The organism is Abiotrophia sp., from assembly GCF_057275535.1.
This window is the reverse complement of the sequence record NZ_DBHIRJ010000007.1, coordinates 61679-76254: the sequence shown is the minus strand read 5'-3', so window position 1 is coordinate 76254 and position 14576 is coordinate 61679. Positions and strand designations below refer to the sequence as shown.

The window sequence follows — 14576 nt, the reverse complement described above, 5'->3', positions numbered from 1 at the left end:
TTAGAAAGGATGATAGAGATGACACAACCGATTTTCTTAAAGCCTGTGTTACAAGATAAGATATGGGGTGGCCGTAAACTTGAACTAGAATTTGGCCTCAAAGGTCCTAGCGACACGGTAGGGGAAGCTTGGTGTATTAGTGCCCACCCTAATGGGGTGTCGACCGTCACTAGTCCTGCTGAATATGCAGGCCTGGGCCTAGATCAGCTCTATCAAGAACATCCAGAGTTATTTGGCAATCCTGATCAAGAAGTGTTTCCTCTCTTGATTAAAATCCTAGATGCAGCGGCCGAACTCTCTGTCCAGGTCCACCCTGATGATGCCTATGGTCTTGAACACGAAGGAGAACTAGGAAAGACTGAGTGTTGGTATGTGATTTCTGCAGAGCCAGGGGCTAAGATTGTTTATGGGCATAAGGCTCAATCACGGCAAGAATTCGAAGAATTGGTAGCGGCCGGCCGTTGGTCAGATCTCTTGGTGGAGGTGCCGGTTAAGGCGGGCGACTTCTTTGATGTGCCGGCGGGGACTATCCATGCGATTGGTGCCGGGGTAGTCATTCTGGAAACACAACAGAGCTCAGATACCACTTATCGTGTCTACGACTATGATCGTCGTGATGCCCAAGGCAATCCACGAGATTTACATCTTAAGCAGGCTGCGGATGTCACTTTCTATCCCGATCCAGAGCGTCAGTTGCAGGTTCAGACCCAGCAAGTTGGTCATAGCCAAGTTATCCAGTACCTAGAAAATGAATTCTTCACGGTGACCAAGTGGGAAGTCGTGGATAGCCTTACTTTAAGTCTGGATAATGCTTATACCTTGGCAACCGTTATTGCAGGGCAAGGCCGACTATGGCTGGATGGTGTATCTTACGACTTGGATTTAGCAAGTTCCTTTATTTTACCTCATGGCGTTTCTGAAATTCGTCTGGAAGGGAACCTGACCTTAATTAGTTCCCATCCAGCTTAAATAGGGGAGTGTGTCAGCAGATAATGAGTGAACAATACTTTAAATCTAGTCCCACCAGTCAGCATTCTTTGCACCAGATTCAAGATGGTGTGGCAGGTCTAACTTTGAGCTTTCAGACCGATAATGGCGTCTTTTCTAAACAGCGCATGGACTATGGTTCCAAGGTGTTAGTGGAAGCTTTCGCAGATTCAGTTCCTGCAGGGACTTATCAAATAGTAGAACTGGGGAGTGGCTACGGTCCGGTCACAATTGCTTTAGCAAAATTATATCCTCAAGCTCAAGTGACAGGTGTCGAGATTAATGAACGTGCCTACCAGTTGGCGCAGGCCAACAGCCAGCTCAATCGAGTAGAGAATACAGCCTACCAACTGGCTGACGCAGGCCAATGGCAAGCTAGTCAAGCACCGGATTTTGTGGTGACCAACCCACCTATTCGGGCCGGTAAGCAGGTCATCCAACAATTTGTACGCTCAGCTCAGGCTAATTTAAGACCTAGCGGTGAATTATGGCTCGTAATTCAGAAAAAACAAGGCGCTCCTTCTATGGAAACTTTTATGGAAGAAGTCTTTGGGAATGTTGAGTTAGTGACCCGAGATAAGGGTTATTGGATTTTGAAAAGTCAAAAAGCATAGTAGTAAATTATACAGAAGTCATTTTGATAAATTCATCAAAATGGCTTTTTTGTGATTTGTATCTATGAATAAAAATCGAGCATCAAAACCACTATTATTACAAAATAATGACATAGGTATAGTGTTAATTCTTAATGGAGCATGACACTATAGTTAGAGCCTTAAAGATTAGTCGAACGCTCTTTATAACTAGTCTTTTACTTTCTGATTTGAGAATAATAGGGAAAACAAATTTTAGTATATCTTTCTGCTAAATAGTGTGGTAAAATACATAAATGACCGACAAATTATAATCAAAGAGAGGGAATACACAATGAAAAAACTTAAGGATTCCAGCAGCCTTAAACAAATTCAACGCTTTTCCATCCGGAAATTTTCGGCGGGTATTGCATCTGTTGTAGTGGGGAGTTTCTTTGCATCAGCATTGATTAGTCCCGCTGTGAATGCACAGGCCACTACACCAGCATCTAACACTCATTCACAGACAAAACAAGTAACAACACAATATCAATACCTTGCGATTGAAGAGTTAACTTGGGCGCAACGACAAGCTATTAAAGCAGGCACTCCTAGTCAAATTGCCCAAACGGATCAAGTTTATTATTTTGTCTATCAAGCAAAACAAGGTGCTCGTCAATTACCAGTTACTGGCGAAGGATCCGCCTTGTCAGGACTTGCAGCAGGTGCGACATTGATTGTATTTGCAGTTGGCTTGGTTCGTGATAAGAAGAAAGCACTAACCAGTTTAATGCTTGTGACCTTAGCAGGACAGGTAGTATTGGTGCCAAATTCGCAAGCAGCTCAAGCGCGATTGCTAGAACAGTTCAATCAAAGTTTCCAAACGCCAGTGGGACAAACATTACCAAACCCTCAAGTTCAGATAGAAGGGTATGAATATGTAGGGTACTTTGCCAGTCAGGAACTGGCGCAAGTAGCAGCTAATCCTTCTGTAGATGGTGCGATTAGCGGATTGGTTGAATCCAAGTCCTCTTCAGAGGAATCAAGCGCAAGCGAAACCTCTGAATCAAAAGAGTCTTCAAAGGAATCAAGCGCAAGCGAAACCTCTGAATCAAAAGAGTCTTCAAAGGAATCAAGCGCAAGCGAAACCTCTGAATCAAAAGAGTCTTCAAAAGAATCAAGTGCAAGCGAAACCTCTGAATCAAAAGCATCTACTGAAGAATCTAATTCAAGTGTAACACCAACACCAGAGCCACCTAAAACGTTAGATTTCAAAGACTTAGACGCTGCTTTACAGGCAGTGAATAAGCAAGTGGCTAATCTAGAGGCTGTTAAACTTAGCGATAAGACTCCGAAGTCCGTGAAAGTTTTTGAGGAAGAATTAGCAAATGCTAAGAAGGATTTAGACACACTGGTTAGCAGAGCGCAAGAGCTCAAAGGTAATCCTAAAAATACTGAGCAAGTGGCGATTAACGATTTAACTAAGCAAGTTCAGAACTTAGCTGATAAGGCATATAAATTATCCGAAAACCTAATTGTTCAAGCAGACAAGACGCCATTACAAACGGTGATGACGGCTTTAGCAGAATTGGTTAAAGAAGCTAAAAACGTAGGTTTAATTGATGAAGTAATCAAGTCCCAAGCGGCTTTGCAAAATGCGCGTTCAGTGGTTAAAGATCAAGATGCTACCGAGAAAGATGTAGCGGCAATGGTGAAATCAGTTGAAGCCCTAATAGAAGATTTAACGTATAAGTTAAAGGCTCAGCAACCAGCCCCAGCTCCATCAAAAACGCTAGATTATAAAGCTTTAGATGCCTCATTGCAGGCTGCTCAGGCTAAGGTTGCTAACATAGAAGCAACACCTAAGAATGGTAAGACCTCTAGTTCTATTGCAACTTTTGAGAGTGAACTTGCTAAAACTAAGGAAAGTTTGACAGCACTCACTAATAAAGCTCAAGTCCTCAAGGGGAAAGCTGATGCGGCAGAGCAAGCAGATATTGATGCTCTCAACCAACAAGTTCAGGAATTAATCAACAATTCTGAGAATCTGGCTAGTCTTTTAGTAGCTCAAGTGGACAAATCGGCTTTACAAGCAGCGATGTCGTCCTTAACCGCAAAACTTAACATAGCGAGAAATTTGGGCTTAATAGATGAAGTGATTAAGACTCAAGCAACTTTACAAAATGCGCAATCAGTGATTCAGGACTCGGAAGCAACCGAGAAAGATGTTGAAGCAATGACTCAGTCAGTTGAAACCCGTTCTCAAGGCTTACAGTATATTTTGGATAACTTAGAGTCTAAAGAAGCACAGCCATAATCTCGATAGATAAGCTAATTGTTTGAGATAGTAGCATAAAAAAGAGTGTTGATAGTTCTGGCTATCAACACTCTTTTTGCGCAATCAGGTTGTTTGATGAAGCTATGAATCGAGATATTAAGAAATTATAAAATGATGAAACCTCGATGTTATTAGTTGATTATGCCATGTGGGGCTTTAATTAAACTGTTTAGTTATTCTTGGAAACGATGGAATACATTGATTTATCAATAAAATATGAGAAAATCTAGTTTAACCATATATTTATTAATTTTTTTGTGGTAAAATACACTAGCGAATAATAATTTACCAAGAAAGGGAAAAACTCAATGAAGAAATCTAAGAGCTCTAGTAGCCTTAATACAGTCCAACGTTTTTCTGTCCGGAAATTTTCTGTTGGGATTGCTTCTGTTGTCATTGGGAGTTTTTTTGTATCGGCATTGACCGGTCCTACCGTTAATGCCCAGGCCCCCACGCCTGTCACGAATGCTCCATCAACCCCAAAATCTGTTACAACAGAATATCGATATGTGTCCATCGAAGAATTAACTTGGGCGCAACGTCAGGCCATTAAGTCAGGCACTCCTAGTCAAATCGCACAAGCAGATCAAGTTTACTATTTTGTTTATCAACCAAGTCCAGGCACGCGTCAGTTGCCGGTTACAGGTGAATCATCAGCCTTGTTAGGCCTAGCAGCAAGTGCAACACTAATTATCTTTGCTGTTGGCTTAGTTCGCGACAAGAAGAAGGCGATGACTAGCCTCATGGTAGTGACCATGGCAGGGCAAGTTCTACTCTCTCCAAGTATACAGGCAATTGAGGCTCGTTTACTGCAAGAATTCAACCAGAGCTTTCAGCTACCAGTAGGACAGACACTTCCAAATCCGAAGATAGAGATAGAAGGTTATGAATATCTTGGTTATCTGACCACGCATGAGTTGAATCAATCAGTGGCTAGTAGTTCAGTAGCTAGCATGTCGAGTGAGTCGGGAAGCAGTGAATCTTCAGTTTCCTCAGAAGTGAGCTCATCTGTTGAAGAGTCGAGTGAAAGCAGTTCAGCTTTGTCATCAGTGCAATCTCAAGAATCTGAGTCAAGAAATTCAGCAGAATCAAGCCAGCAACCATCGGAATCAAGTACAGTGGTGACTCCAGCCCCACAATCAGAAGAATCGAGTTCGAACGCAGCGCCGACTCCGGCTCCGCAACCAGAGGAATCGAGTTCGGGCGCAGGGTCAACTCCAAGCCCACAACCAGAAGAGACAAGTTCAAGTGTAGCGCCGACCCCGACTCCACAACCAGAGGAATCGAGTTCGAGCGCAGGGCCAACTCCAAGCCCACAACCAGAAGAGACAAGCTCAAGTGCAGCGCCGACTCCGACCCCCCAACCGGAAGAATCGAGTTCGAACGCAGGGCCAACTCCAAGCCCGCAACCTGAACCGACTCCAGAGCCCCCTAAAAAATTAGATTATACAAAGCTTGAGATGGCTCTAAAGACGGCGAATAATCAATTGGGTGCTTTATCAGGGATGGCCTTGGTAGGCAAGAAACCTAGCACAATCAAATTATTTGAAGAGAGAGTTGCTCAAGCCAAGGAAAATCTAAAAACTCTAAATAGTCAGGCGCAAGAACTAAAAGAGCAACCTGATACGACAGAACAAGCAACAATCGATGCTTTGGCTCAGCAAGTGCAAGACTTAGTCAATCTTTCGACTAATTTGGTCGATATCTTAGTAGACCAAGCAGACAAGTCGCCATTAGAAACTGCTATGGCAGCTTTAGCAGAGCAAGTAAAAACAGCCAAAGCTCTTGACTTAAGTGATAAGACGCCAAGTAGCCAGCAGGCCTTGGCTGATGAAATTCGCAAAATACAAGCAACACTCCAGAATGCTCAGTCAGTAGTGAAGGATCCTGAAGCAACAGATGCTGATGTAGAAGCGATGACTCGGTCAGTAGAGAACCAAGCCAAATCCTTGGAAGCTGTCGTCAAAGCTCTCCAAGCTAAGGCGGATACACAGGCGCTAGCAGCAGCTTTGGCTTTACTAGATGCGCCTGTTGATACAGACCAGAAGACACCGCAAAGTATTGCGGATTACCAACAAGCACTAGATTTATTGAGAGACAGTCTAGAAGCTGCTCGTGCTCAAGCGCAAGCTATCTTAGCTGATCCAGAGGCTAAGCAGGAACAAGTGGATAAGGCTTTGGTAGCAGTAAATGAAGTGCAGGCTAAACTTGATCAAGCTAAAGCTTTGCTACGACAACAAGCGGATAAGTCCGCCTTAGAGAAAGCCAAAAATAATCTGGACCAAGCGATTCAAAAACCAGTTGCGACAGATCAGAAACGACCAAAGACCGTTCAAACATACCAAGCAGCGAAAGACCTAGCCTTGCAATTGAGCCAAGAAGCCGCTCAACTATTAAAAGATCTTAACGCGAGTCCGGAAGCGGTTTTGGCAAGTACGGAAAAACTCAACAAGGCTTTCCAACAGTTAGAATTAGCGGAAGCGGGTATTTTGGATATTGTGGACAAGGCAGACTTACAACGAGCTCTGACTCAGTTGAATCTACCAGTTGACACGACAGGTAAAACACCGCGCAGTATGAATGATTTTAGCCAGGCGCTTGCAGGGCATCAAGCTACTATTGATGAAGCAAAAGCTAATGCACAAGCTTTGATAGCTAATCAAGATGCCACACCTGAAGAAGTGGCCTCCGCAATCGAGGCGGTGAAAGCCGCTCAAGTGCTGAAAGATCAAGCGCAAGCTCTCTTGATGGATCGTGCAAATAAAGAGGCACTTGGCCAACAGGTTGAGGCGGCACAAGAAGTTGTCGCGAATCGTTATACGCCAGCTAGCTTCCAGAAAGTTGCTGACCAGCTCAAAGCTGCTCAGGCCGTTTTAGAAGATGGCGATAGCAACCAAGAGGCGGTTGACCAAGCGACTCAAGCCCTTCGAGAGGCCTTAGCACAATTGGAGCAGGTAGAACCTGAATATACAGTTGTTAACGTTGAAGCACCTACATCTGATTTATCTCGGGGCGTCACCCTGCGATATCAATTAGAAGACCCTAACCAACTTTACCGAGGAGGTAAGGTGCAAGTTTTCCAGGGGGATCGCCTAGTTAAGACAGTCCCAATCCAAGATTTGACCGCAAATATTGATGGGTTGGATTATCATGTGCCTTATCGTCTCCATACAGTTATGGATTATGAGAACCAGCAAGGTGCTCAGTCGAAAGATCAGTTAGAGGACCAAGCAATAGAGTTAGATTTGAAGAAGATTGAGCTCAAACAAATCAAGGGTGTGCAGCTCTTCCATCGACAAGCTGACGGTAGTCATCAGTTGGTGGCTAGTTTGAGTCAGGTTCCATCTGATTTAAATAATTATTATGTTAAAGTACAGTCTGACCGCTTCAAGGATGTCTATCTGCCAGTTGCTTCTATTGAGACAGTTAGTCACGAGGGTCAGTCTTATTATCAAGTGACTACCCAGGCGCCTGAGCTAGTACAAAATCAAGGTGGCTCAAGTGACTATCACCAAGGCTATCAATTCCTAGTTGGTCAAGAACGTCCAGCGGATGGGAACGTGCATTATAGCTTTAAGAGCTTGTTAGAGGCAATTCGCCAAAACCCAGCTGGAGACTACATCCTGGGTGCCAACCTATCAGCGTCCGAGGTCAGCTTAGCAGCCAACGCGACCGCCTATTTTGTGGGAACCTTCACCGGGACCTTGTCCGGCCAGACTGCAGACGGCACGCAACATGCCATCTATAATTTGGTGGCACCACTCTTTGATCAGTTAAACAACGCGACCATCAAGCATTTAGACCTCAAACAAGTAGCCATTGAATCAGGTAATTCTATGGCTGCGCTAGCCAAGCGGGCGACTAATTCGACAATCAGTGATGTGGCAGTTTCTGGGCGCGTGTCAGGGACGACCAATGTAGCAGGTATCGTTCATACCGTAGTGGGTGGCAGCAGGCTTGAGAATGTTCGATTCCAAGGTGAGATTAGCCAGAGTGGCCAGCCCAACCAGGCCCAAGAAGTGGGCGGGTTAGTAGGTTTGCTCGAACAATCCAGCGTTACCAACGCTTACGTCGATGCCAAACTGAACGTGAATCTAAACGCTCAAAGTGCTCGCGCAGGTGTAGCCTTTGGTCGAGTTGTGTCCAGCCAAGGTAAGGCAGTAGTCAAGAATGTTCTTGTCAAAGGAAGTCTTAATAATACAGGTTCTACCGTTCAAGGTCGAAGTGGTGGCCAAGTAGGTGGGGTTGTTGGCTCTACCTGGATGAATGGACGTTTAGAAAACATCATCTCAGACGTGGCAGTCACGAACGGCTACCGTGTCTATGGGGATAATGGCGCTATTTCAGAGGGCTATATCCGTAATGATCAAGTGGCCTGGAAGATGACCGAACGCGTAACGGGTGTGGAAGAACCAAGCTTTAAACCTGCTAAGGCTAGTCCAGCCGATGTGGACAAATTAGCTAGTCAACTAGAAGCGTCCGGTGGAGTCCTGACAGATACTCCTGCGAGCTCCTATGTCGATCTGATCAACCAACAAGCAAGCGATTATAGTCGTTTGGCTAATTATCAAGCTAGTCGTGCTCAGGCCTATGCCAACATGGAGAAACTCCTTCCATTTTACAATAAGGAGCAAATCGTTAAGTATGGGAATTTGGTTGCGCCAGACAGCAAGTTGGCGACCCAAGTGCTCTTGGCTGTTACGCCAATGCAAGGAAATACTTTTGTGACGGACTACAACCAAGCAATGGACCGGATTATGTTGCACTTTGCTGATAAATCAGTGCAATACTTGGCCTTAGGTGCTAAATCTGAGTTCAAACAAACAGGCGTAGTTGAGTATCAATTAGAGGATTCCGGTCTTATCTATACACCTAACCAAGTGCTGAAATCAGTGGATGATGTCATGAATGCAGTTCTAGATATCATGAAAGAGACAGGTTTATCATCTGATGCTGTTTGGCAAGCCGCAGGTGTCAATAATCTCTACACAGATGTAAGTGACAGAGTCAAGAATGATCGTCGCACGGCCTTAGAGAACAAACTTGGCCGACAAGCGACTGAGGACGAAATTGCAGAAGATTTAGAAGTCTATCGTCGTGAACAACGTGCATATCAGATTGAGACGCTCTTCTTCAATGCGACCTTTGGTGCCTTCCAAGATACGTTAGCCAATGACTTGGTGAAGATTATTCGCCAGGAGGCCAACTACCTAGGAGATAATAAACAGGCGCGTGCTGCTTTGATCCAGAAACTCAAGGATAATCGTGGTGCCCTGCTTTTAGGTCTGGCTTATCTCCAAGACCACTACCGTGTAAACTTTGGGGACCTTAATTTAGGAGAAATCGCGACCTATCAGACAGACTTCTTCGGTAATCAGAAGAGTATTATTGATAAATTGATCCACATTGGGAGTCAGGGGATTCAACCTCTTCGCTCAGTCAATAGCGCTAAAACTTACAATCGAGTATTAAGTGCGGACTCTAAACTGCCGACAGTCCTCGATTACCTCTCTTATTTCCGTGAGCTGTGGACCAAGTTTGATCAATACGAATGGTTCCGTGATGCGACTAAGGCTAATGTCACCATGGAGGAGCGTCCATCTCTTGAAGAAGGACTTAACAAATCTCCTTATAAGGTCTACGATCGTCTATCTGTGCCGGATTATCGTGATTACATCTTGCCTTTACTCAACCTGAAGAAGAGTCGGATTTTCCTTGTATCCAACGTTCTATCGCTAACCTTGGGGTCTACTGACCGCCGTCCTAACCTAACGCCAGAAGAGTTCGATAGACGCGTTAAGGCCTTAGCAGATCGCCAACAAATGCACGTCGATACCTGGTATCGTGTAGCCTTGCCGGCAGTTAAAGACCGCATGGCCCGCAAGAATGCTATGCTGATTTGGGATGGCTATGCTAACGGCAAGAATGGCGGTTGGTATGATGGACTAGGTAACGATACATCCAATAAGCCGGTTAAATACCCTTCAATGGGGATTAAGGAATTCTTTGGGCGAATCGGCCGAGTTTACGGCAATAACGGAGCCGGTGCTTATGCCGATACTAACAATGGTATTTACTTTGTCTTCACGGACATTCTGGAAGACTATATTGGGACCTCTCACTATACTCATGAAGTGGTCCACAATATGGAACGTTCAGTCTATCTTGGTGGGAACGGCTGGCGTCCGGAAGAAGTCTGGGAAGAGTATGCGCAAGGGCTCTTGCAGTCACCTGAGGGACCTGAGTTTGATCATATTGGGCTTAATACCTCCTTTGACTGGAGTGATAAGGCAAACCGTCTCTATAACGCGACACCATCACGCTTCCAGTCTGCAGATGACTGGGGTCAATATGTCCACCGACTCTTCGATATTCTCTACTTGCTAGACTATGCTGAAGCCAAAGCAGTCCTAGAAAAGGGGCCAGATGCTATGAAGCAATGGTTCAACCGCTTCATTAATGTGCCGAATGGGCCTAACCATGTCAATAATAAGGTAGTGGAGATTAGTGATGAAGAGTGGACAAACTTTAATATCCAGTCGATTGATGACTTCATTGATCGTAGCTTAGCGCCAAAACGCTACTTCCGTAATGGTTTTGAGACGGATCGTAACTCTTATGAGCGAATCAATATGTTCCATCCTATGTACGGGACAGGTCAAAATGATAAGGGCTCACCAGGCGGTTGGTGGTTCAAACGAATGGCTTGGGAATTGATGGGTTATAAGGGTTATAAAGATGGCTTCATCCCTTATGCTTCCAACCAATTAGAACGTCAAGCTAGAACGGATGGACAGACCCTAAATGATAACTATATTATCCAGAAGATTTCTAACGGTGAATTCCAAGATCTTAATGCCTTTAAGAAGGCTATGTTCAAGGAACGTCTGGATAAGGTTGCCAATGGGGCCACATTGCGTCCAATTACAGTCCGTGACCGCCAAGTAAGCACCTTAGCGGATATTGAAGCGCTGATGAAGGAAGCAGTTGACAGAGTGCTATCAGCTCGTCAAACAGGTAATATGCGGAATGATGTCTATAACTTGAAGCGTGAAATTTACCTTCAACTCTTCAAGGCCTCTGATGATTTCCGTCAATCTATTTTTGCCAACGAATAGAAAGCAGAAAACAGCAGCTAAGGCTGCTGTTTTTGGTCGTACTTGCAAGTAGGGAGTAGATGGAGTAGAATATAAACTAATCCGATTAGTTTAAAAAGAAAGGATGATCTCGATGAGAATCAAGCATCACGGAAATCTTTATCAATTAACCTTTTTGCCTTGGCTTTTCCCCATTAATACTTATGTGTATGAGACGGCTGATGCTCTAATCGTTCTGGATATGGGACAGAGGAACTTTGTTAAAGGCGTTAAGGCCCTTGAAGCTAAGACGGCTAAGCCAGTGACCCATTTGTTAATAACTCACGGACATAGTGACCATGTTAGCGGAATCTCGGTCTTTGCAAAGGCTTATCCCGATGCGGAGATTGTAGTATCTGCTCGAGAAGCTAGAATCTTGCGCGGGGACCTAAGCTTAGATGATACAGAAGATCAAAGTCCTATCTCGGGGGGATGGCCAGAGCTAGATTTTGACATTCATCGAGAAGTAATCCCTGGGGATCAAGTGGCTGGTTTTCAAGTAGTGGGGGTTCCAGGACATACACCAGGTTCGGTTGCCTACTTAGCTCCTGATGGGACTATGATTGCGGGCGATGCCTTCCAAACACGCGGGGGCTTGGCGGTAGCAGGCGATCTGCGTGTTGCCTTTCCATTTCCTGCCTGGGCAACGTGGAGCCGCAAACAGGCTTTGGCTAGTGCTGAGGCAGTCTTAAAATCAAACCCAAGCTGTCTGGCTTTAGGTCACGGGCCGCTAGTTTTAAATCCGGCCTTAGAGTTGCCACCCGTAATTAAGCGAATGAAGGAGCGTTTGGAGCATGCGTAGACCCTCTATAAGCCTAGAACAGCTCGTCAAAATAGGTTCTTCTTTACTAAATCGAAAGGGACTTACGGAATTTGCCCTCAAAGACGTTGCACACGAGGTAGGAATGCGTCTGCCTTCTCTGTATAACTATATCGAGAGTCGGGAACACTTGCTGATGCTTATCGCAGAAGATACGGCAAAGCGTTTTTATCAGCTATTGTCAACAGCATCCCAAGAAGGAGATGGCACCGAAAAGATACGTCAGGTAGCCGAGGCATATTTGAACTTTGCTTGGGACTACCCGGGAGAGTATGAATTGATGCAGGCGCCTATCTTTTGGTGCAAGAGTTCGGCAGAACCAGTCTTTGAGTCAATCTTCGAGTTAGTGCGTCAACTTACTGGGGATTGGAGATTAGCTCCGGAAGTTGAGACGCATTTTTATCGGAGTCTACGCAGTTATTTGCATGGTTATGCCGATATAGGACGACAACAGGGCTTTCGGCGACCTCAAGCCTTGGAATCGAGTGCTCAGTTTGGTTTGGACCTACTCTTAGCGGGATGGCAGGATTATTTGGCGAAACAGGATAGTATCAGTCGCTAATATCCTTGCATCGATAGAATAAAAGGAGTATCATATAGACAAAAGTTATTTCAAGGACAATAGTCTAGAAAGGCGGTTCCTATGTTAACGCCTAATGAAGCCAAGGTGCTTGCCTTGATTGAGGAAGACCCTTTCCGCACCCAGCAAGAATTGGCGACATTGATGGGAATTAGTCGGTCAACGGTGGCTAGTTTAATTTCCTCTCTGATGCAGAAACATCAGCTACGCGGACGAGCTTATATTTTGAATGAGGCGCGGCGAATTTATTGCATCGGTGGGATGAATATCGACCGTAAATTTCGTCTAACCGGCGCAATGCAGCTCGGTACTAGTAACCCTGTCACCTCAACTCTCAGTGTGGGCGGCGTAGTCCGCAACGTAGCTGAGAATTTAGGACGATTAGGTCAATCAGTTCAATTGCTGTCAGTGGCGGGAGTGGATCAGGATTACGACTGGATTAAGCAGCAAACTCAGGCCTATGTGGATATGAGCCAAATAACTCAGATTCCAGAGGCAGCAACGTCAACCTACAGTGCTATTTTGGATGAGTCCGGGGATATGCAATTGGCGCTAGCCGATATGGCGATTGCCGACCAGATGGATTTAGATTGGATTAGTCAATTTGCTCCACGGCTTAAACTAGCAGATTACCTGATTCTGGATTTGAACTTGCCATTAGAAACCGTGACTTATTTGATTCAACTTGCAAAAGCCGAATCAATTCCGCTTGCCATTATCCCGGTCAGTGGGCCCAAGATGAGCCATTTGCCAGAAGATTTGAGTGGTGTTAGTTGGATTGTTGTCAATGAGGATGAATCCATCAGCCGCTTTGGCAATTTGCTTGCTTCAGACTTAGTAGATGCCTGGTTGTCGACTGGTGTCTTGCAAGTGGTCATGACCAGAGGGACTCGAAGTAGTTTTTATGGGCATCAGGATGGCAGCCGCCAGGAAGTCCAGCCTCTCCTAGCGCAAAATGTAGTAGATGTAACAGGGGCAGGTGATGCCTTCTCTGCTGGCCTTCTCTATGGACAGTTGACAGGGCATGATGCTAAGACATCTATTTATTATGGGATGGCCAATTCCTATCATACGGTTCAAGTCAAGCAAACCGTTCGACTCAATCTCTCTGCTAGCCAGTTGGAGAGTGACTATCAGACATTAAAAGAAAGAGGTTTAGCCTAAGATGAAAAACTTATTATCTATTAGTAAAGAAGTACAACACGCTTTAGATCATAACTTACCTGTTGTCGCTTTAGAATCTACCATCATTTCTCACGGGATGCCCTATCCACAAAACGTTGAAATGGCTAAAACAGTAGAGCAGATTATCCGTGATAATGGGGCTGTACCAGCAACAATCGCCATCATGGATGGTCAGTTTAAGATTGGTTTAGAAGAAGCTGATTTAGAACGTTTGGCTAGCGAGAAGCCAGTTGCTAAGGTATCTCGTCGTGACTTGGCAGAAGTCTTCGCCGAAGGTATCTTAGGGGCGACGACAGTGGCAACGACCATGATTGGAGCACATTTAGCGGGTATCAAGGTCTTCGTTACTGGCGGAATTGGTGGTGTACACCGTGGCGTAGAAGAAACTATGGATATTTCTGCGGACTTAGACGAATTAGGTCAAACACCAGTGACGGTTGTTTGCGCGGGCGCCAAAGCTATTTTGGATTTGCCAAGAACTTTGGAATATTTGGAAACCAAAGGGGTGCCTGTTGTTGGCTACCAAACGGATTACCTACCTGCTTTTTACACACGAACTTCAGAATACAAGCTCAATAGTCGTGCAGACAAGCCAGAGGAGATTGCAGCCATGATGGACTACTCTGAAGCGCTTGGCCTTAAGGGTGGGATTTTGGTGACGAATCCAATTCCTGCTGAACATGAAATTCCACATGAAAAAATTGATGCTATTATCGATGCGGCGGTTAAAGAAGCAGATGAAAAGGGGATTCGAGGCAAAGATAGCACGCCATTCCTATTAGCTAAGATTGTCGAATTAACAGATGGGGCTAGCTTAAATACTAATATTCAATTGGTTTATAATAACGCCAAGTTAGGGGCAAAAATCGCTAAAGCCTATCAAGAACGTTAAGTTTGTTTATAGTGGCCGGGACTAAATGTCCCGGCTTTTTGTATGTCTCGTTAGTGGGAAGCTGGT

At 45.0% G+C, this 14576-nt stretch carries 8 protein-coding genes; all 8 read left to right on the top strand.

Translation table 11 applies throughout. The features are described 5' to 3' along the window. Positions 1-18: 18 nt before the first annotated feature. The 8 genes from manA to ACO53F_RS06710 all read left to right on the top strand — a co-directional run bounded on the left by manA (position 19) and on the right by ACO53F_RS06710 (position 14510). Positions 19-969, top strand: a complete 951-nt coding sequence (gene manA, locus ACO53F_RS06745) for a mannose-6-phosphate isomerase, class I (protein WP_485137833.1) — start codon at positions 19-21, stop codon at positions 967-969. Between the two features lie 23 nt (positions 970-992). Then, positions 993-1601 (top strand): class I SAM-dependent methyltransferase, encoded by a 609-nt coding sequence (locus tag ACO53F_RS06740; protein ID WP_485137832.1) that lies wholly within the window; start codon positions 993-995, stop codon positions 1599-1601. A 313-nt stretch (positions 1602-1914) separates the two neighbouring features. Beyond that, positions 1915-3876 carry a YSIRK-type signal peptide-containing protein gene (locus ACO53F_RS06735; RefSeq protein WP_485137831.1) on the top strand — a complete coding sequence of 654 codons (1962 nt, stop codon included), beginning with the start codon at positions 1915-1917 and terminating at the stop codon, positions 3874-3876. 329 nt (positions 3877-4205) lie between these two features. After that, positions 4206-11015: a ZmpA/ZmpB/ZmpC family metallo-endopeptidase gene (locus ACO53F_RS06730; protein ID WP_485137830.1), complete on the top strand. Its 6810-nt coding sequence runs from the start codon at positions 4206-4208 to the stop codon at positions 11013-11015. Between the two features lie 112 nt (positions 11016-11127). Next, the gene (locus tag ACO53F_RS06725; protein ID WP_485137829.1) at positions 11128-11835 is read left to right on the top strand and encodes an MBL fold metallo-hydrolase; all 708 of its coding nucleotides are present in this window, start codon (positions 11128-11130) and stop codon (positions 11833-11835) included. 103 nt (positions 11836-11938) lie between these two features. Further along, on the top strand, positions 11939-12415 hold the full coding sequence (locus ACO53F_RS06720; RefSeq protein WP_454919893.1) for a TetR-like C-terminal domain-containing protein: 477 nt from the start codon (positions 11939-11941) through the stop codon (positions 12413-12415). An 81-nt stretch (positions 12416-12496) separates the two neighbouring features. Then, the gene (locus ACO53F_RS06715) at positions 12497-13597 is read left to right on the top strand and encodes a PfkB family carbohydrate kinase (protein WP_485137828.1); all 1101 of its coding nucleotides are present in this window, start codon (positions 12497-12499) and stop codon (positions 13595-13597) included. A 1-nt stretch (position 13598) separates the two neighbouring features. Then, positions 13599-14510, top strand: coding sequence for a pseudouridine-5'-phosphate glycosidase (locus tag ACO53F_RS06710; protein WP_485137827.1), 912 nt, complete (start codon positions 13599-13601; stop codon positions 14508-14510). Positions 14511-14576 lie beyond the last annotated feature (66 nt).